13 protein-coding genes are annotated in these 19586 nt (G+C 70.6%); 7 read left to right on the forward strand and 6 right to left on the reverse strand.

Going from position 1 to position 19586, the window contains the following annotated elements; genetic code table 11:
• The first annotated feature begins 9 nt into the window (after window positions 1–9).
• Entirely contained in the window at window positions 10–1257 is a 1248-nt protein-coding gene (locus ACFWRT_RS17785) for a DUF1501 domain-containing protein (protein ID WP_380949711.1), read from the forward strand.
• Window positions 1258–1339: 82 nt separating this feature from the next.
• Here ACFWRT_RS17785 and ACFWRT_RS17790 read toward each other — a convergent pair whose 3' ends face one another.
• Window positions 1340–2854, reverse strand: coding sequence for a sensor histidine kinase (locus ACFWRT_RS17790; RefSeq protein WP_380949710.1), 1515 nt, complete (start codon window positions 2852–2854; stop codon window positions 1340–1342).
• Window positions 2851–3555, reverse strand: coding sequence for a response regulator transcription factor (locus ACFWRT_RS17795; protein WP_380949709.1), 705 nt, complete (start codon window positions 3553–3555; stop codon window positions 2851–2853). The genes ACFWRT_RS17790 and ACFWRT_RS17795 overlap by 4 nt, the downstream gene beginning before the upstream one ends.
• Window positions 3556–3991: 436 nt before the next feature.
• Between ACFWRT_RS17795 and ACFWRT_RS17800 the strand changes: the two genes are divergently transcribed.
• From ACFWRT_RS17800 to ACFWRT_RS17810, 3 genes are all read left to right on the forward strand, one after another.
• Complete coding sequence (locus ACFWRT_RS17800; protein WP_380949708.1) at window positions 3992–5764, forward strand: PA14 domain-containing protein; 1773 nt, start codon at window positions 3992–3994, stop codon at window positions 5762–5764.
• 757 nt (window positions 5765–6521) lie between these two features.
• Window positions 6522–7685 (forward strand): hypothetical protein, encoded by a 1164-nt coding sequence (locus tag ACFWRT_RS17805; protein WP_380949707.1) that lies wholly within the window; start codon window positions 6522–6524, stop codon window positions 7683–7685.
• Window positions 7682–8167, forward strand: coding sequence for a hypothetical protein (locus tag ACFWRT_RS17810; protein WP_380949706.1), 486 nt, complete (start codon window positions 7682–7684; stop codon window positions 8165–8167). Before ACFWRT_RS17805 ends, ACFWRT_RS17810 begins: the two co-directional genes overlap by 4 nt.
• Here ACFWRT_RS17810 and ACFWRT_RS17815 read toward each other — a convergent pair.
• Entirely contained in the window at window positions 8059–10335 is a 2277-nt protein-coding gene (locus ACFWRT_RS17815) for a tetratricopeptide repeat protein (RefSeq protein ID WP_380949705.1), read from the reverse strand. The two genes, ACFWRT_RS17810 and ACFWRT_RS17815, sit on opposite strands and share 109 nt — an antisense overlap.
• A gap of 185 nt (window positions 10336–10520) precedes the next feature.
• Between ACFWRT_RS17815 and ACFWRT_RS17820 the strand changes: the two genes are divergently transcribed.
• A complete protein-coding gene (locus ACFWRT_RS17820; RefSeq protein ID WP_380949704.1) occupies window positions 10521–13829 on the forward strand; it encodes an AfsR/SARP family transcriptional regulator in 3309 nt (1102 codons plus the stop codon).
• 277 nt (window positions 13830–14106) lie between these two features.
• Here ACFWRT_RS17820 and ACFWRT_RS17825 read toward each other — a convergent pair whose 3' ends face one another.
• Window positions 14107–15699, reverse strand: coding sequence for a cryptochrome/photolyase family protein (locus tag ACFWRT_RS17825; protein ID WP_380949703.1), 1593 nt, complete (start codon window positions 15697–15699; stop codon window positions 14107–14109).
• A gap of 153 nt (window positions 15700–15852) precedes the next feature.
• On the opposite strand from ACFWRT_RS17825, the gene ACFWRT_RS17830 reads away from it, so the two are divergent.
• On the forward strand, window positions 15853–17019 hold the full coding sequence (locus ACFWRT_RS17830; protein ID WP_380949702.1) for a spore photoproduct lyase family protein: 1167 nt from the start codon (window positions 15853–15855) through the stop codon (window positions 17017–17019).
• 33 nt (window positions 17020–17052) lie between these two features.
• On the opposite strand, the gene ACFWRT_RS17835 is transcribed toward ACFWRT_RS17830, so the two are convergent.
• Both ACFWRT_RS17835 and ACFWRT_RS17840 read right to left on the reverse strand, forming a co-directional pair.
• Window positions 17053–17265 (reverse strand): DUF4287 domain-containing protein, encoded by a 213-nt coding sequence (locus tag ACFWRT_RS17835; RefSeq protein ID WP_380949701.1) that lies wholly within the window; start codon window positions 17263–17265, stop codon window positions 17053–17055.
• Window positions 17266–17675: 410 nt separating this feature from the next.
• The gene (locus tag ACFWRT_RS17840) at window positions 17676–18896 is read right to left on the reverse strand and encodes a S8 family peptidase (protein WP_380949700.1); all 1221 of its coding nucleotides are present in this window, start codon (window positions 18894–18896) and stop codon (window positions 17676–17678) included.
• Window positions 18897–19203: 307 nt separating this feature from the next.
• Between ACFWRT_RS17840 and ACFWRT_RS17845 the strand changes: the two genes are divergently transcribed.
• On the forward strand, window positions 19204–19584 hold the full coding sequence (locus tag ACFWRT_RS17845; protein WP_380949699.1) for a CU044_2847 family protein: 381 nt from the start codon (window positions 19204–19206) through the stop codon (window positions 19582–19584).
• Window positions 19585–19586: the final 2 nt, after the last annotated feature.

Consider the following 19586-nt stretch of genomic DNA (forward strand, 5'->3'; position numbering starts at 1 on the left):
ACAGCGACCGTGGACACCTGGACCCGACGGAAGTTCCTCACCACCAGCGGGGTCGCCGGAGGAGTCGCGCTCGCCGCCGGAGCGACCGCGTGGGGCGTGGACGAGCTGCTCGCGACCGGCTCCGGCGAGCCGGACTCCGACGCCTCCGTGCTCGTACTCGTCACTCTGTACGGCGGCAACGACGGGCTCAACACTCTGGTGCCGGCCGCCGATCCCCGCTACCAGGACCTGCGCGGCGACCTCGCCTACGCGGAGAAGGAGGTCCTGCCCCTCGGGGAGGGACTCGGCCTGAACCCGGGGCTCGGCGGGCTGAAGAAGCTCTGGGACGAGCGCCGGCTCGCGGTCGTCCGGGGGGTCTCGTATCCGAAGCCCGACCACAGCCACTTCCGGTCGATGGCGATCTGGCAGACCGCGTCGCCCTCGGGTCCGGTGCCCTCCGGCTGGCTGGGCCGCTGGCTGGACCACGCCGGCGACGGCGATCCGCTGAAGGGGGTTTCCGTGGGCGCCACTCTGCCGCCGTTGATGGCCGGGGAGACCACCGCGGGAGCGGCCGTACGGCTGGGAGGCCGGAAGCTGCCGGATGCCTGGCTGCGCCGCTGCACCGCGTTGTCGGACGTCGAGCGGGACGCCCACCCGCTGCTCCGGCGGGCCGGGGCCTCCTTGTCCGATCTGGTGGAGGTCTCCTCGTCCTTCGGCGGGGGTGGGGAGGAACCGCAGACCCAGGATCCCGGAGAACCCCGCGACGAGGAGGAGGGGAACGAAGGATCCTCCGCGGGCGGTCAGGGGGGCCTCGGCGCACAACTGGACGTCGTGGCGCGGGCGATCGAGGCCGGGGTGTCGACGCGCGCCTACAGCGTCAGCCTCGGCGGCTTCGACACGCACGCCAACGAGAAGGCCACCCAGTCCCGGCTGCTCGGCGGGCTCGACAAGGACCTGACCCGCTTCCTGGAACGCGTACGGAAGACGAAGGCCGGGCGGAAGGTCGTCGTCGCCGTCTACTCGGAGTTCGGCCGCCGCCCCCGGGCCAACGCCAGCCAGGGGACGGACCACGGCACCTCGGGGCCGGTGTTCGTCCTCGGCGAGCCGGTCAAGGGCGGCTTCTACGGTGACCAGCCGAGTCTGACCGACCTGACCGACGACGACCTGCGCACCACGACCGATTTCCGCGACGTGTACGCGACGCTGCTGCGCGGTGTTCTGGACACCGAACCCGACAGGGTCCTGGACGGTCATGCCGGGAGCCTGGGGTTTCTGTGAGCTGTGAGTGCCGGGAGGTCAGGTGTCTCTCGTACGTCACCCCGGTTGTTTTTCGTACGTCACCCCGGCCCGGCCTCATGCATCAAGCGCCCGGCCCCTTCCGGGGCCGGTCACGAGGGTGGTCGAGCGGCAGGGTCACCGTCACCCTCGTACCCTCGCCCGCCGCACTGGCGAGGGCGACCGTGCCGCCGTGCGCCTCCGCGATCGCCGCCACGATCGCCAACCCCAGTCCGCTGCCGTCACCGCCCGGGGCGGGGGCCGCACGGTAGAACCGCTCGAACACCTGCGGGAGCGCCTCTGCCGCGATGCCGGGACCCTCGTCGGCGACCTCGACCTCGACCTGCGCGCCCCCGGACGTGGCCGCGTCGGTGTCGTACGGCCGACGGCTCCCCGGTGGTCCCGGCTCCGTCCCGTACGTGGCACCGGCGGCGGCCGTCCGTACAGCGATCCACGCCCCCGTTCCGGCCGGGGTGTGGTTGCGGACGTTGGCCAGCAGGTTGTCCAGGACGCGCCGCAACTGCTCGGCATCGCCGACCACTTCGGTACCGTCCCGCGCCGTCACGGACAGCGGCCGGTCGGGGTCGGCTGCGCGCGCGGCCGCCACGGCTTCGTGGACGACCGCGGCCAGGTCGACCGGGCTGTGGTCTCCGGTCGGCACGGCATCCAGGCGCGCGAGCAGCAGCAGGTCGTTCACCAGGCGTCGCATGCGCAGCGCCTCCCTGGTGATGCCGTCCATCGCCCGGTCCCGCTGTTCGGGCGACGTCAAGGCGCCCTGCTGGTGCAGGTCGGCGTAGCCGAGCACGGCCGTCACCGGCGTACGCAGTTCGTGGGAGGCGTCGGCCACGAACCGGCGCAGACGGTCCTGCGTGGCCTGCTGCCGGGCCAGCATCATGTTCAGGGCCAGTCCGAGTCTGCCCACCTCGGTGCCCTCGTCGGCCGGGCCGACCTCGACGGCGGTGCGTCCGGCGGCGATGGTGTCCGCCGTGCGCGCCATCTCCTCGAGAGGACGCAGCCCTCGCCGCAGGATCCACAGTCCGGCGACCGCCAGCAGCACCAGCGCGCCTCCGGTGGCGGCCGCCTCGATGATGAGCAGGCGCCGGAGCGTGCCCTGCGTCTGGTCCAGCGGTACGGCGGCGACGAGGATGCCACGCCCCGGAACGCGCTGCGTCAGCAGGCGGTACTCCGGGCCCCCGGGCCGCGCCGGATCCACGGTGACCGGCTCCCGGCCGCCCGCCCGGGGGAGCGGGTCGGGGATCTTGGGTGCGGCGTCCGAGGGGGCGCGCAGCCCCGGTGCCAGCTCTCGCACCCTTCCGTCGGGGCGGTGCAGTTGGAGGTGGAACTCCGAGGCCCCCAGCAGCCGGACGTCGTTGCCGAGTCGCGCTTCCGCCCCGGGCTCGCTCAACTGCTGGACCACTCGCTGGCGTACGGCCCGCAGGGTGGTGTCGGTACGGTCCATGAGGTAGCCGCGCAGAGCGCCGTAGACCACCGCGTCCAGCGCGAGCAGCACGACCGCGGCGAGCGCCAGAACCGCCAGCAGCAGTCGGCCGCGCAACGAGCGGGGCGGCTGGACCAGCCGTCCGCCATGCCGCGGACTCATCGGTCGTCCGGGGCGCGCAGGGTGTAGCCGATGCCACGACGGGTCTCGATCAACGGCGGTCCCAACGAGTCGAGTTTGCGGCGGAGGTAGGAAACGTAGGTCTTGACCACACCTGGGTCTCCATCCGCGAAGTCCCATACATGCTCGCGGAGTTGTGCGTGGGTGAGCACCTTCCCCCGGTTCCTCAGCAGATGGCACAGCAACCGGTACTCGGTAGGAGACAGGTCCACCCGCTGCCCTGCCCGGCGCACCTCATAGGTGTCCGTGTCCACTTCCAGGTCGGCGCAGACGAGCACGGCGCCTGCATTCCTGTTCTCGCCCCGGCGCATCACCGCCCGCACCCGGGCCGCCACCTCCGCCAGGCGGAACGGCTTGGTGATGTAGTCGTCGGCGCCGAGATCGAGTCCGTCCACCACATCGGATCCGCTCTCCCGGGCGGTCAGGAAGACCACGGCCACGTCCGAGCCTCCCTGCCGCAGCCGCCGGACCACTTCGAAGCCGTCCAGATCCGGCAGCATGACATCGAGCAGCACGAGGTCGGGAGCGTGCTCCCGGACAGCCGCGAGCGCGGCGCGCCCCGTGGTCGCCTCGGCCACTTCGTACCCGAGGAAGCGCAGCGAGGTCGCCAGGACGTCGAGGATGGCGGGCTCGTCGTCCACGACGAGCAGCCGGCTCCCCGACGGTGCCTTCTCTGTCTTCATGGATACGCATCGTGGCACCTTCCGCCGGATGGGGTGCCGGCCGGGCCCGGGGTTCCTGCGAGCCGCTCTCCCTCGCGTTGCCTTCGCAGATCCAGATCCAGGTGCAGGTGCAGGTGCAGGTGCAGGTGCAGATGCAGAAAGGCCGACCGAACGACGTACCGCTTGGCTCGCGTCAAGGTCCACGTCCTTGAGACGAAGCTCTGCCTGGTCTTCCGGCCGCGGCGGACCGCGGGGATCCCCCTCACCCACCCACCGACCCACCGACCACCCGGAGCACGTATCTGGTCGAAGGGGTCGAAATGAGCGTGCCGGCTGATGCCCAGCTGTCCGAAGCGACGGGATACATCGCTTGGCCGTACAACCACAGGCCGCTCTCACGAATCTCCCCTCTCGTACGACTGCCTGTGGGGCGGTCATGTGTCCAAAAGGGGACTCAGTGAGCAGTGTTGGAGGATTCCGTCCGGCTGTCGCCGGCGCGGTGGTGTTCACGTTGACGGGCGGTCTCGTCGCGAGCACCATCTCGCCGGCGTCGGCGGCGGCGTGCGCGACGAACACCTACACGAGGCAGTTCTTCGCGAACACCGGTTTCTCGGGCACGCCGAAGCGCGCGGACTGTGACACAGCGGTGAGCGAGAACTGGGGCACCAAATCGCCCGGCGTCTCCGGCGTCGGCAAGGACAACTTCGGGGTCCGCTGGCAGATCACCCGCGACTTCGGCTCCGGCGGCCCTTTCACGTTCACCGCCTCAGGCCACGACGGCATCCGCGTCTACCTCGACGGCGCACGCAAGATCGACCTGTGGAAGAACGGCGCCACCACCGTCAAGAAGACGGTCAACCTCACCATCCCCAAGGGAACACACACCCTCCGCATCGACTACGCCAACTGGACCGGTAGCGCCGCCGTCAAGTTCGCCTACACCCCCCGCACCGGGACCACCGTGGACCGAGTCGCACCACTGGCGCCCACCGGGGCGAAGGTGGTGTACGACAAGCGCACCGACTCCGCAACCTTCTCCTGGGCGCGCAACAAGGAGATGGACCTCTCCTACTACCGGGTCTACCGGGAGCTCGCAGCGGGTGGCTGGGCCCCCATGGCCTTCACGGACAAGACCACGTGGACCGAGACCGGACTGCCCCGCAACGGCAGGCCCATCCGTTACTACATCAGCGTCACCGACCGCGCCGAAAACCTGTCCGAGCGCACCCCCTTCCTGACGGTCAACCCGGTCGACACCGTCACCCCGACCGCACCCGCCATCGCGGTCTCCCACATGGCCGACACCTCCAGTTCTCTCAAGGTCAGGTGGGACAAGCGGACCGAGGAGGAGATGAGCAACGGCGGCACCATCAGCATCTACCGCTCCACGGGTGACACCCTCGGCGCCGGCCCCGAACTCATCGGCACGACATCGCAGAAGTCGTCACCCATGTCGGTCTACATGTACGTCGACAAACTGCCGGCGTTCGACGGCACCACCTACACCTACGCCGCCGTGGTGACCGACGCCGCCGGCAACGCGTCCCCGATGTCCAAGCCGGATTCAGTGACCCCCGACACCGTTCCCCCGCCCGTGCTCACCGGCCTGACCGCGACTCCGCGCGCGGACGGCACCGTACTCAGCTGGGACGCCCCTGCCGAGAGCGGCCTGCGCTATGCCGCCACCCGCGTCGTACGGGGGCCGGACGGCAGCATCGGCTATGACAGCGACGGGTGCTCCGACGCCGCCGCCTGGGACAAGCTCGCCCAGCCGAACGCGATGCTGTGCGCCGGACCGGCGGACGGCCGGACGGTGACCTTCCTCGTCACGGCGTTCGACGAGTGGGGCAACCACATCGACTTCTCCCTGGCTTCCGCCGTCACTGCCACCGAACTCGACAACGGGCCCGACGATGCGCTCGGCGAGGGCTCCGGGGCGCTCACCGTCCTCAACCCCGACTACGTGCTGAGATATGGCTTCGTGGAGTGGGCCTGCACCGACGGGAGTGTCTGCTCCGACATCACCGATTACCGCGTCGAGCGTTGGAACGTCGCCACCAGGACGTACGAATGGGTCACCTCCGTCGAGGTGGCCCCGGGCCGCCGGTACCGCGCCATTGCGCGCACCGCGCTCGGCGAGACGTCGTACTTCCGGATCACCGGGACCCTCGCCGACGGCACGCCGGGCGCCGTTGTGCACCACTCGGTGGCCAGGGGCTCCTACGTGTGAGCCCGGAATCCGTGCCGACGGCTTCGCGGCGGTGGCGCGGGTTCTGACCGGAGAAGGTCAGGACAACGTACGCGGCGGCACTGATCGCTCGACGAAGGATCGTCCGTCGTGCACCGCGACGAGGGGCCGTGACCTTGAAGTCGCGTCCCCTCGTCGCACTGCCGGATGCGGGCCGGCGGGTGAGTTCCCGGCCTCGGCATTCCTCTCGCCAGGGATCGCCCGAGTCGCCGCATGCCGCACACGTGGCGAGCAGCGGCCCAGCCATCGAAGGCGGCCGGGCCGCACCCGCCGCCTGCCGCCCGCCGCCCGCCGGGACCCGTCGATCGCGGAGTCGCAGTCCGTCTTCTTCAGCGTGTTCGCGAACGTCGTGTTCGCGAACGTCGTGTTCGCGAACGTCGTGTTCGCGAACGTCGTGTTCGCGAAGAACTGCCGCTTGAAGACAAGGGAAGCGCAGTTCCCCGCCGCGGAGGCGGGTACGGCCGGCCCCCCATCGGCACTCCCATCCGGCCCACCGGTCGCACGTCAGGGCGCTGCAAGGTTCTCGCAAGGCTCAGTCCAGCCTTCCGTCCCACCTGCGGGGAATCTCCTCGGCCGGAGAGGTCCAGGACACTCGGAGAGAAATCAACAGGGGGACGCCATGTCGGCGTTGAGCACCATGGGATCAGGTGAATCCGGATCGGGTACGACCGAGGCAAGCAGGTTCTCGACGGACAGCGTCGAGGGAGACGTTCCTGAGGCACGGCAATGGCTGACTCTGGTGGGACGCAAAAAAGTCCTGGCAGTGGTCCACACCGTGACGTACGGGAAGCGGCTGCTCGAAATCCTTTCTCTGCTGGAGACCGACTTCCGGCTCCAGGTCGTCTTCACGGCGCCGCCGCACGACTTCGGCGACGACGTACCCGCCTTTCTGGCGAGGCTGGGGAGCGTGGTACTCCCGTGGGACCAGGTGCCCCGCATGGCTTTCGACCTCGCCCTCGCCGCCGGGCCGCGCGGCGTTCAGTTCATCGACGCGCCGCTGATCACGCTGCCGCACGGGGCCAACTACCTGAAGAGGGTGACCAGCGGCGCGGACGCGGGCGTGGCGGGGCTCCGCAGGCAGGACCTGCTGCCCGGCGGCCGGATGCCGGCTGCCATCGGTGTGGCGCACCGGGCCGATCTGCGCGACCTGGCGCGCGCCTGTCCCGAGGCGCTGCACCTGGCGCAGGTCGTCGGCGATCCCGTGCACGACCGGATCACCGCCAGCCTTCCGCTGCGCGCGGCCTACCGTCGCGCCCTCGGGCTCGCCGAAGGGCAGAAGCTGGTGGTGGCGGTCTCGACCTGGGGCGCCCACTCCTCGTTCGGACGGTTCGACGCTCTCCTGCCGCGGCTGATCGGCGAGTTGCCGAGGCCGCACTACCGGACGGCGCTGCTCGTCCACCCCAACGTGTGGGCCGGGCACGGCGCGTACCAGGTCAGGTCGTGGCTGGCACGGTGCGAGCAGCAGGGGATCGGGATCGTGCCGCCCGAGGCGGACTGGCGGAGCGTCCTGATCGCGGCGGACCGGATCATCGGCGATCACGGCTCGGTCACCCTCTACGGGACCCTCACCGGTGCGCCGTTGCTTCTGGCCGCCTCGCCCGCGCAGGAGATCAATCCCTCCTCCCCGGCCGCGGAACTCGCCGCCCGGGCACCGGCGTTGTCCCCCACGCATCCACTGGTGGACCAGCTCGACTACGTCGCACGGGTGTACCGGCACGAGGAGTACGCCGGGATCCGGTCGCGCATCACCTCGGAACCCGGGCGGTTCAACCGGAACATGCGCACGCTGATGTACCGGGTCCTCGGGGTGGGAGAGCCCGCGCACGAACCGTCTCCTCTTCCGCTGCCGGCCCCGCTCCCACTGGCACCGTGGGCTTCGGGGCGAGGGGAGGCGTCGGCATGAAACGTCTCGTCGTGGTCGAGGCGGGCGCCTTCCCGGAGGTGCTGCACGCCCGTTGCCTCACCTCCTCGCTCAGCGTGCGGCTGTATCCGTCGAACAGTGCCCGCAGCTCGTCGGTCATCGACGAGCACCTGGTGGTGGACGTGGACACCTGCCGGAGCGGCTCCCTGCTGGACTGCGCCGATGTGCTTCAGGGGAGCCGCGTGTACTCGCCGGTGAGCGCACGGGACCGCTTGGCCGGCCTCGTCGCGTCGCACTCGGCCTTCGGCCTCGCGGCGGTGCCCCTCGCCGATGTCGGAGGCGTACAGGGCTGGATCATGACCGACAGCACCGGACGGCCTCCGGTCCTGGTGCCGTACGCGACCCGGCAGCCCTCTCAGGTGTCCGTCGCGCAGTCGTTGCTGCCGTCGTGCGTACACGCCTGGCTGGTGGCGGGCGGCTCGTTGGGGGATTGGCCGTACGCCTGCGGTGTGCCGTCCGGCTGAGTGGCCGCCGTCCCCGCCGGGGGCCCGGACCGAGTCGCCCGGGGCGGCTCGGTCTCCCTCCGGCCGAGCCGCAGCGCGTCGGCGGTGCTGGTGGTCCTGAAAAGTGCGATGGCCCGTACGAAGAAGTCCTCGGCGGCCTCGCTCCGGCCGTGGTCCGCCGCGCTCTCCCCCAGCATCTCCAGCGTGCGCGCCTGCCAGAAGGCCGCGCCCGAAGCCGTGAACACGGCCAGGGCCTCGTTCATCCTCGCCACCCCCTTCTCATAGGCCCCCGCCCGGGTCTCGGCGTACCCCAGGAACACCAGAGCCCGCGCGGCGTCGTGCGGATCGTTCACGGCCACCAACGCGGCATGGGCCCGGGTGAAGCACTCGATCGCCTCGTCCGTGGCGTCCGTGGCGAGCGCGACCTCGCCGAGCGTGGTGCGGGCGAGGGCCGCGCCTCTCGGATATCCGCACTCCTCCCACAGGGAGACCGCCCGGTTCAGGTGGGCCACGGCATCGGCGGGACGGCCCGACTCGCGGAGGCACGCACCGAGGCCCAGCAGCGCCTGCCCCTCGTCCCGGCGGTCCCCGGCCTCGCGTGCGGCTCGAAGGGATTCCCCGTACCAGGCGGTGGCCTCCTCGGTGCGGCCGGCGGCCCCCAGGCCGATGGCCCCGGAGTTGAGCATCTGACGCTCGGCCGGTCCGTTCCCCGCCTGCCGCGCGGCCTCCAGCCCTGTCTTGTGGGCGTCGATCCACTCCGTGTAGTGGCGCAGCCGCAGGAAGAGCGGCCACAAGGCGTCGACGAGCATCCAACTGGTTTCGTGCCAACCGCTGTTCGCCGCAAGTCGCACCGCATCGAGCAGTTGGGTCCGGTGCGCGTCGAGCCAGCGCAGCGCCCCGAGGTCGTCGGCGAACGGCAGCGGAAGATCCGGTCGGTGGGCGTAGGTCCTGGGGAGGGTGAACTGCACCGGCGTGAGCCGCTCCTGCGCCTTCGTCGCGGTGTACAGGCACCAGTCGCAGAACCGGCGGAGCGCCTCTTCGCGGGCGCCCCGGAGATCGTCCTCCATGGCGCGCTCCCGCGCGTGGATCCGTAAGAGATCATGAAAGCGGTACGCTTCCGGGCCGACGTCCTCCACGAGGTTGGCCTCGACCAGCTCGTCCAGCCGGCGTTCCGCCCAGGACACCGGCTCACCGCAGGCCGCCGCGGCGATCATCGCGTCGAAGGTGCGTACCGGAAGCAGACCGAGAGTCCGGTACAGGCGGGCGGTCTCCCTGCCGAGGACGGCGTACGAAGCGTCCAGAGCCTTGCGCACCGAGATCTCCCCCTCCACCGCGAGCCCGGCGAGCCGGCCTCCGTCGGCATTCCGTGTGAGCGCGTCGGCCAGGGTCCCGACGGACTGCCGAGGCCGTGTCGCGAGCCGGGCGGACGCCAGGCACACCGCAAGCGGGAGTCCCGCGCAGAGTGCCACCAGTCGGTGGGCCGCCTGGAGTTCCTCCCTGACGCGGTCCGCGCCGATCCCCCGGCTGAGCAGTTCGACACCGGCAGCCGCACCGAGCGTGTCGAGCTGGTGGAATCCCGCCCCTTGGAGGCGGAGGCCGGTCAGCCTGTGGCGGCTGGTGACGACCACCAGGCTGCCCGTACCGCTGAGCATCAAGGGCCTGACCTGGGCCGCCGTGAACGAGTTGTCCAGCATGACGGCGATCCGCCGGCCGACGGTGAGCGACCGCCACAGAGCACCCAGTTCGTCGGCGTCCGCGGGTGGCGCGCCGACTCCGAGTGCCCGGAGAAACTGCCCAAGGGTCTCCGCGGGCCGGACCGGCTCATCCGCCGAATGCCCCCGCATATCGGCGTACAGCTGTCCGTCGGGAAATTCGTCGGTCAGCGAATGCAGCCACCTGGACACCAGAGTCGTCTTGCCGATCCCGGCCGGTCCGCTGACGATGATCAGCGGCAGTCCCTCGGAACGGAGATCGTCCAGCGAGGCGAGATCATCCTCCCGGTCCGTGAAGTTCGCCGGAACGGGCAGCAGTTGGTGCGGCGGAGCGGGCCGGAAAGTCTCCGTCGGCGCCGGGTGGAGATGAATGCCGCCGTGCACCTCACGGGCCTGAATGGTGGGACCGTACAGTCTCGCCTCGCCATTGATCTCATTCCTGTGCGGCCCATGACGAGCCGTACCCGCGTCACTCATCCATCCCCCCGGAGATCGTTTCGCATTCCCGAACTCTCTCGCGTTCTACCCCGGACCGAAGAGGAATGACCCCTTCGAATGGAACGGATCGCGCCAATGACGGCCGAGTGCGACAAGGCTGTATGGCGGAATTCCCCATGTGCTGTCATGCTCGTGGACCATCCGACGAACCGGCGGGGGCGCTGGTGGAAATCCAGATTCTCGGACCGGTGGGGCTACGGCTGAACGGGCACTGGCTGACCCTTGGATCGGACAAGGAACGGGTGCTGCTGGCCGCGCTCGCCATGGACGCGGGCCGTCCGGTGGCGATCAGCGCGTTGATGGACCGGCTCTGGGACGGTGACCCGCCCGCGCGAGCCCGGGAGAACGTACACACCTACGTCTCGCGAATTCGCCGCCGCCTGCGGGTGATGGGTACGGGGCCGGACGCACCGGCCATCGCGGGGAGGGCGCACACCTACACCCTGCGGGCCAGGCGGGGCTCCGTGGACCGGCAGCGGTTCCAGCAGTTGGTCGATGCCGCGTTCGCCGGTGACAGCGACGAGAAAGCGGTCGACCTGCTGTCCCGGGCGGAGGAGCTGTGGCAGGGGGAGGCGCTGGCCGGTCTGCCGGGCATCTGGGCGGCGACCACGCGGCGCAGGCTCGAGGAATCGCGGTTGAGCGCCGGCGCTTCGCGTATCGCCGCCGGGCTGAGACTGGGGCGCTTCGCGGAACAGGTCGGCGAGCTCACCGCGTTGGCCGAGACACATCCGGGTGACGAGACCGTGCTCGGCCAACTGATGCTCGCGTACTACGGAAGCGGACGGTACACGGACGCTCTCCGGGTCCATCAGCGGGCGCGGAAGTCCCTGATGGAGGAGTACGGCGCCCTTCCCGGCGCCGAACTGAACATGATCCACCAGGGCGTGCTGGCCCGCGCACCGGTCGGTGATCTGGTGAACGGGGGCGTCGTGGAGAGGACCGCGGGCCGGCCGGGCGGAGAGATCGCCGCTCCACCGCCGCCCTCGCCCCCGTCCCCGTCCCTGGCCCCGGCCCCGGCCCCGTCACCGCCCCCGGCAGAGCCCGAGGCCGAGGCCGCCGGGGCGCGGTCCGTTCTGCCGCCCCTCCGCAACCTTCCGCGGCATCCGTCGCTCGTCGGACGGCGTACGGAGATCCAGACCCTGACGTCGCCGACGGCGGGTCAGGGCGCGGGCACCGGACCGGCCACCGCCGTGGAGACCGTCAGCGGCATGGCGGGGGTCGGCAAGACGGCTCTGGTTCTCGCCGCGGCCGTCCTGCTCGCCGACCGGTATCCCGACGGGCAGCTCTACATCGACCTGCAGGGTCATTCCCCCAGCCAGGACCCCCTCACCGCGAGGGCGGCCCTGGCGCGACTGCTGAGGCTGCTCGGCGCGCCCGCCTCCTCCATCCCGGCGGACCTGGAAGGCCGTGCGGCCCTGTGGCGGACGATGCTGGCCACGCGCCGGCTGGTCATCGTCCTGGACGACGCCGCGGGGCCCGAGCAGGTCGGCCCGTTGCTGCCGAGCGGCTCCCCGTCCCTGACGATCATCGCCAGTCGTCGGCATCTGACGGGCCTACCGCAAGCACTGTCGGTCCCGCTCGACGCCCTGCCGGAGGAGGACGCCGTCGCTCTCTTCCGTGGATTCGCCGGGGAGGAACGCACCCGCGACCTCGCGGAGACCGCGCGGATCGTGGAGCTGTGCGGGTATCTCCCCCTCGCGATCGAGCTGGTGGCGCACCGGTTCCGAGCCCGCACGTCCTGGACGCTGGGAGTGCTGGCCGAGCGTCTCGCCCGAAGTCCCGGGCGGCTCAAGGAGATTCGCACCGCTGATCAGGAACAGGAAATGGCGCGGGCCTTCGCGCTCTCCTATCGGACTCTCACCGGACAGCAACGGTTGGCGTTCCGCCGTCTCGGACTGCACCCAGGTCCCGATTTCGGACCCGACGCTGCGGCCGCCCTGCTGGGCCTGGAGCCGGACACGACGGAGCGCTTACTCGAAGCACTGCTCTCGTGTCACCTGCTCAGGGAACCCGTGCCGGACCGCTATCGCTACCACGACCTCCTTCGCGAATATGCCCACGGCCTATCTGTTGCCGAGGACAGCGAAGAGGAACGCGGACAGGCCCTCGCCCGCCTCACGGACTTCTACGTGACCACGACGGAGCTGGCCGACCGGAAGGCATACCCCCGGCGCATTCGGGTGGACTCCCCCGCACCGGCCCTGGCCGCCCCTTCGCCCGCGCTGCCCGATGCCGCCGCCGGGCGGTCCTGGCTCGCCGCGGAGCGCGGCAACCTCCTGGCTGTCGAAAGCCATGCCCGGCGCGACGGCGCCCCCGGTACAGCCGCGCTGCTCGCCTCCGCCCTGGCGGGCTTTCTCCAGTCGGAGTGCTATTGGCAGGACGCCAAACGGCTGTTGCGGCACGCCGTCGCCCACTGGGACCGGACGGACGACAACGCACCGGCTCTCTGCCGGGCCCTGATAGATCTGTGCGCTGCGGAGGCCAGCGTCGGGGACTACGCGCAGGCCTCGTCGGCGGGCGAGCGGGCGCTGGGGCTCGCGCGTGGGACGCATGACGAACCCGCCGAGGCCGAGGCGCTCCGCGTCCTGGGCACGCTGAACTGGCATCTCGGTGAGAATCGCCGGGCTCTCGTCCTTCTTCAGAAGTCTTTTGCCATCAAGTCACTTTCGGGTGACATCTGGGACAAGGCGCGGAGCCGGAACAACATAGCGGTGACTCTGCTCTTCCTCGGCGAGCTGGATCAGGCACTGCAAAATTTCCGCAAAGCCCTCGGAGGATTCCAGGAAGCAGGCGACCGCATCGCTTCGGGCCAGACGCTCAACAACATAGGAGAATTGGAGATGAAGGCGGGCCGGATAGACTCCGCACGCCAGTCCTTCCAAAAAGCTCTGGAGCACATGGATATCGACGGCAGCCGGCACGACCGCGCGACCGTCCGCAGAAATCTGGCCGAGGTGGTCATGGAATCGGGTGAGTCCGCGGCGGCTCTCACCATGTTCGACGAAACACTTTCAGAATTCCGATCACTCGGCGACCGGAAGAGTCAGGCAGAGACCCTGATCGGCATCGGTGAGGCGTGCCGGCGCCTGGGACGGGCCGAGGAGTCCGGCAGGCATCTCCACGAGGCCGCGGCCATCGCCCAGGACATCGGGGCAGCCCACTACGAGATCCAGGCCCTGCGGCGCCTCGGACAGGTGGACTTCGCCGACGGCCGCCTGCACGTCGCCTCGGACAGGCTGCGAGCGGCGGCAACGGTAGCAGCGCGCACCCATGACGCGGGCGAGGAGACCGCCGCGCTGACCCTGCTGGCGGAAGTGCGGCTCGCCATGAAGGACCCCACTGGCGCGTGCATGACATTACGTCAGGCGTTCGCGTTGACGAGGCACCGGGACCTAGTCAACGCGCATAGAATCAGCCGCCGCCTGATCGAAATCGAACGGTCATTTGATAAAATGACGGACGCGCACCCGTAAATCGCCTGGTCGCCGACTTAATATCGAACTGGCATATGCAATTAGGTATATGTTCGATGCCTTGGTAGCCTTCCCGCCCCACAGATCGACAAGATCCATCAGGAAGGGAAGGCGCACGTGCGCAACAACCCGGCGGTCTCCACCCTCATCGTCTTGACCGCCTTGGTGACAGTGACGATGGCGGGTGTCGCAGTGGCTCATCCGAACATCGCCCGAACGAACGGCTGCATCATGATATGAAGCGAGTCGTCCCGCTGATATAGAGCGGGTCGTCCGGTCAGGGAGGCGCGTCGCCCCGTTCCGACGTCGCCTCCAGCAGCTCCCCCAGGTCCTTGAGCCGGTCCAGGCCCTTCACCGCGCGGGACGTGCGGTGGTTGGCGGCGAGGCGGGTGCGGTGGCGGTGGAGGAAGGACCAGTAGCCGGCGGTGTACGGGCAGGCCTCCTCGCCGGTGCGGTGGTCGGGGCGGTAGGCGCAGGGAGCGCAGAAGTCGCTCATCTTGTGGATGTAGGCGCCGCCCGAGGTGTACGGCTTGGTCGTCATCATCCCGCCGTCGGCGTACTGGGACATGCCGACCACGTTCGGGAGCATCACCCAGTCGTAGCCGTCCACGAAGCAGCGGTGGAACCAGTCGGTGACGGCCGCCGGGTCCCAGCCGTCCTGGAGAGCGCGGCTGCCGAGCACCATCAGGCGGGGGATGTGGTGGGTCCAGCCGGTGTCCCGTACCTGGGCGAGGACCGTGGACAGGCAGTTCGCGGTGACCGCGTCGGCGTCCAGGTCCAGGAACCAGTCCGGCAGCGGGGTGGTGTGGCGCAGGGCGTTCCGGTGGCGGTAGTCCTCCCCGAAGTGCCAGTACAGGTGCCAGACGTACTCGCGCCAGCCCGCGATCTGCCGGACGAAGCCCTCGACGCTGTTGAGGGGCGCGTCGCCCGAGCGGTACGCCTGCTCGGCGAGCTCCACACACTCCGCCGGGTCCAGGAGGCCGAGGTTCAGGGGTACGGAGAGGAGGCTGTGGCTCATCACCGGGTCGGCGGCCAGCATCGCGTCCTCGTGGCGGCCGAAGCCGGTCAGGCGGTGGGCGACGAAGTGGCGGAGCGCGGTACGGGCCTCACGACGGGTGGCGGGGAAGCGGCGCGGGCCGTCCCGGCCGACGAAGGAGACGTCGCCGTCGCGCTCCCAGCGGTCCAGGTCGCGGCGGACCTCGTCGTCGATCTCGTCCTCGCTCGGCCGCCAGGGGCCCCGGACGTCGAGGGTGTCCTGTCCTCGGGGCGGGGGTTCGCGGTTGTCGTGGTCCAGGTTCCACCGTCCGCCGGCCGGGTGGTCGCCGTCCATCAGCAGGTCGTGCCGCTCGCGCACCCAGTGGTAGAAGCCCTCCAGCCGGAGGGACTGCCCACTGCCCTTGCCGCTGCCGCCGCCCTTCTCCTTGTCCCCTCTCCCCTTGTCCCCCTTCTCCTTGTCCCCCTTCCCCTGGTTCCTTCCCGCCCACTCCGCGAAGTCGTCGTGGCTCACCAGGAAACCCTTCGCGGGGAGGATCTCCACGCCCTCCAGGCCGCCCACGAAGTCCAGCGCCCGGCGTGAGGTGGGGTGGCGGACGGTCAGGGGGCCCGATGCCCGGCGTCCGCGTACCTGCTCCAGGCCCTCCATGTAGGTCTCGGCCCGGACATAGGTGACCCGGTCGCCCAGCTCGGCGGCTCGGTGCCGCATCGCCGAGAGGACCAGGTGCGCCTTCGCCCGGTGGAAGCGGCGGCGGCGCAGCACCGAACGCGCCTCGATCATGACCACCGGGGCCTTCTCGTCCGGGCCGCCGTGGCGCGGGTCGAGGAAGTGCGGGCCGAGCTGGTCCCCGAACAGCCAGTGGGGGCGTGGTGCCATGGGAGGGGCCGCCTCTCGCGTCCGGTGTCTCGGCCCCGTCGATGCTGGCAGCCTCCGCCCGTATGCGTACGGCGACACTCCGTGGCGTACGGCGACACTCCGTCGCGGGCCCGTCGCGTCGTTCCGCCCGGCCGCCGCCGTAGGGTCGAGGCCGTGAACCGGCCCCCCGAACAGCCCGAGCAGCAGGCGCTCTTCGGCTGGGAGGACACCGTGCCCGCCGACCCGCCGGACCGTGGCGGCGGGTTCCGGGACAGTCCGGCGGGCCGGCGGATGCTGAACGTACGGGAGATCTACGCGGAGCCCGCCGCGCTCGCCTCCCCGCGCGGCCGGCAGATCCTGGCGAGGCTGCCGGGCGTCCCCGTCACCGAGGTGGCCGGGCACTGGCGCATCCCCTCCCTCCACGGCAACGACGGCAACATCGCCCGCTGGACCCGGATCAAGTCGGAGGTCCTCGTCCTGGGCGTCCGGCAGTCCCTCACCACCCGGCCCAACGGCAGGTCGGCCGACTGGATCGCCCCCGGTGCCTCCAACGGCTGCGCCATGGCGTGCGCGTACTGCTACGTCCCGCGCCGCAAGGGGTACGCCAACCCGATCACGCTCTTCACCAACATCGAGGCGATCACCGCGCATGTACGGCGGCATGTACGGGCCCAGGGGCCGAAGCGCGAGCCCAATCAGTGCGACCCGCACGCCTGGGTGTACGACATCGGCGAGAACGGCGACTGCTCGGTCGATGCCCTGATCTGCGACAACACGGCCGACCTCATCGCCGCGTTCCGCGAACTGCCGTCCGCGAAAGCCTCGTTCGCCACCAAGTTCGTCAATCCGGATCTGCTCGCGCTGGATCCGCGGGGCCGCACCCGGGTGCGCTTCTCGGTGATGCCCGCGGACGACTCCCGCCTGCTGGACCTCCGTACCAGCCCGGTCGCGGAGCGCATCGCGGCCGCCGCCGACTTCCTGGACGCGGGGTACGAGGTCCACTTCAACCTCTCGCCCGTGGTGCTGCGGCCCGGCTGGCAGCGGGACTGGGCCGGGCTGCTGGACCACCTGGACGATGTCCTGCCCGGCCGGGTGAAGGCGCAGGCGGCCGCCGAGATCATCATGCTGACCCACAACCAGCAGCTCCACGAGGTCAACCTGGGCTGGCACCCCCGGGCGGAGGACGTCCTGTGGCAGCCGGCCGCGCAGGAGACGAAGCGCTCGGAGAACGGCGCCCTCAACGTCCGCTACGCCCGCGACATCAAGCGCGACGCCCTCGCCCGGCTGCGGGAGCTGATCGCGGAGCACGCGCCGTGGCTGCGCGTCCGGTACTCCTTCTGAAGCCTGGCCGGGCACCATCCCCGTCCCTGGCGCCTAGCGGTCCTTGTCCTCGGCGAGGGTGTGGGCGACCAGGGCGTTGGCGTGGCCGTGGCCCAGGGCGTGTTCGGTCTTGAGCCAGGTGACCAGTTCGCCGTGCTTGGTGAGCGGGGAGGAGCGGATGAGGCCCTTCCACTCGGCGACCGGGCGGCCGTACTTCTTCTCGATCGAGGGGAAGTAGCTGGCAGGGCCCTTCACGGCGTCGGTCATGGGGTGTCCCGTCTGTCGGGTCGGGGGATGTTGTTGTTGTCGCTGTGCTGCCCTTATGACGGGCGGCGGGCCGCGGAATCATCGGAGTGGGCCGGATCCGCCCCTGTGGAGCGCGTCACACGCCCTGGAGCAGCGACACGATCGCCGGGCCGAAGGCCGCGCCGAGCAGGTGGCAGAGGTTGAACAGCCCGATCGGGTGACGGTTCCGGTGGTGGTGGAGAGGTCCCGGGCGATGTCGTCCAGGACCAGCGCGGGCCCGGCGATGCCGAACGAGAGGGGGCCGGCCATGAGGCGACCTCGGCTGAACTCGGAAAACCGTAAGGCCGTGGCCGGTCCGGGGATCAACTCCCGTACCGGCCACGGCCTCGGCGTTGGCGCAGCGCGTTACCGCCCTGCCGCCACCGTCGCCACTACGGGATGAGCCGGAGCAGCTTGTTCGGGGAGCCGGACCCGATGCCGGTGAGGACGTTGTTCGTCGCACCGTTCACCAGGGCGGTGCCCACGGCGGCCGGGGAGGCGCCGGGGTGGCTGGTCAGGTAGACCGCGGCCGCCCCGGCGACATGCGGCGCCGCGAAGGAGGTGCCGTTGCCGGTGTAGGTGGCGGTGTCCGAGGTGGCCCAGCCGGCCGTGATGTCGGAGCCCGGGGCGAAGAGGTCCACGCGGGGGCCGTAGTTGGAGTAGCTCGCCCGTGCGTCGGTCCGGGTCGTGGCGCCGACGGTGAGGGCGGTGTCCACCCGGGCGGGCGAGTAGGCGGACGCGAGGGCGTTGGAGTTGCCCGCCGCGATCGCGTACGTGACCCCGGCCGCGATCGACCGGCGTACCGCGTCGTCCAGGGTGGTGCTGGCCCCGCCGCCGAGCGAGACGTTGGCGACGGAGGAGGAGGTGCGGTTGGCGGTGATCCAGTCGACGCCCGCGATGACCCCGGCGGTGGTGCCGGAGCCGCTGTTGTTGAGGACCCGCACGGCGACGATCTTCGCCTTCTTGGCCACGCCGTAGGTGGTGCCGGCGGCGGTCGTGGCGACGTGCGTGCCGTGGCCGTTGCCGTCCTGGGCGGTGGCGTCGTTGTCGACGAAGTCCCAGCCGTACGAGGCCCGGCCGGCGATGTCCTGGTGGGTGATGCGGACGCCGGTGTCCAGGACGAAGACGGTGGTGTTGCCGCCGCCGGAGTCCGGGTAGGTGAACGTGCGGTTCAGCGGCAGGTTCGGCTGGTCGATCCGGTCGAGGCCCCAGGGCGCGTCGGTCTGGGTGGCGGTCGAGTGGATCTTCTGGTCCTGCTCGACCGAGGCGACCGCCGGGTCGGCGGCGAGCCGCTTGGCCTCGGTGCTGCTGAGCTTCGCGGCGTAGCCGTTCAGCGCGGAGGTGTAGGTGCGCGTGATCTGCCCCCCGTACCCCGCTATCAGCTTCCTTCCCTGCGCCGCGGACGCGCCGAATCCGGCCGTCTCCTTCAGCGTGACGATGTAGCTCCCGGGGACCGCGCCGGCCGCCCCGGCGTGCAGGACTCTGCCCTCGGGCGCGGGGGCGGGGGCCGCCTGCGCCGGTAAGGCCGCTCCGGCTCCGACGGCGAGCGCGAGTGTCGTGGCCGCGGCGATCGCTCCGGCGATCCTTCGCTTGGTGGTGCGCACTGCTGCCATGAAGAAGTCTCCTCGAATCGAACGGTGGCGCGCCGGGGGTTCACGCGCCGGGGGATGCGGCGTACGGGGTTTCGTCCGCCGCATCCGACGATGGCGGGGCGTGTTCGGGCGGGGCAAGGACGCCCCGGGAGATGTCATGGCCGCGCCATAAACGTGACTGTGCGTCAACTCTGTTTACACACAAGGCAATACGGCCGTCGCGTGCCGTGCATGAACGGCCGTCGGGCTGCCCTCGTTCACCGGTCGGCCCCCACCCGCCCGGCCGCTCTCGATACGATCTTCAGCCCCCGAGCATTGGAGTGCCCCCATGAGCGAACGCCCCGTCCACACGGTGGAAGTGCCCCTGGGCGACGGCAGCGACGAGACCGTACGGGTCCAGATCCGCGAGGTGGACGAGGCCCTCGTCCGCGTCGGACGGGGCGGCCGCACGGTGGCGCAGGCCGAGCGGACGCTCGGGCAGATGCTGGACACCGTACGGCCCGTGGCGGAGAGCTTCGTCGGGCGGTTCTCCGGCATGGCCCAGGCGCCGGACGAGATCACCCTGGAATTCGGGGTGTCCCTGTCGGCCGAGGCGGACGTCGTCATCGCCAGCACCGCGACGGCGGCCAATTTCTCGGTCAGCCTGACCTGGAACAAGCGCGACACCCCGGCCGCCGACGCCGATACTGGGACCGTACAGGGCAGTTGATA

The sequence above is a fragment of the Streptomyces cyaneofuscatus genome, assembly GCF_042718795.1.
Classification (GTDB): domain Bacteria; phylum Actinomycetota; class Actinomycetes; order Streptomycetales; family Streptomycetaceae; genus Streptomyces; species Streptomyces cyaneofuscatus_A.

What these genes read in the sequence shown, in the direction of transcription:
- ACFWRT_RS17845 (WP_380949699.1), top strand. Translation starts at nt 19,204, where the DNA reads ATGAGCGAACGCCCCGTCCACACGGTGGAAGTGCCCCTGGGCGACGGC.
- ACFWRT_RS17795 (WP_380949709.1), bottom strand. Translation starts at nt 3,555, where the DNA reads ATGAAGACAGAGAAGGCACCGTCGGGGAGCCGGCTGCTCGTCGTGGAC.
- ACFWRT_RS17790 (WP_380949710.1), bottom strand. Translation starts at nt 2,854, where the DNA reads ATGAGTCCGCGGCATGGCGGACGGCTGGTCCAGCCGCCCCGCTCGTTG.
- ACFWRT_RS17815 (WP_380949705.1), bottom strand. Translation starts at nt 10,335, where the DNA reads ATGAGTGACGCGGGTACGGCTCGTCATGGGCCGCACAGGAATGAGATC.
- ACFWRT_RS17810 (WP_380949706.1), top strand. Translation starts at nt 7,682, where the DNA reads ATGAAACGTCTCGTCGTGGTCGAGGCGGGCGCCTTCCCGGAGGTGCTG.
- ACFWRT_RS17835 (WP_380949701.1), bottom strand. Translation starts at nt 17,265, where the DNA reads ATGACCGACGCCGTGAAGGGCCCTGCCAGCTACTTCCCCTCGATCGAG.
- ACFWRT_RS17825 (WP_380949703.1), bottom strand. Translation starts at nt 15,699, where the DNA reads ATGGCACCACGCCCCCACTGGCTGTTCGGGGACCAGCTCGGCCCGCAC.
- ACFWRT_RS17840 (WP_380949700.1), bottom strand. Translation starts at nt 18,896, where the DNA reads ATGGCAGCAGTGCGCACCACCAAGCGAAGGATCGCCGGAGCGATCGCC.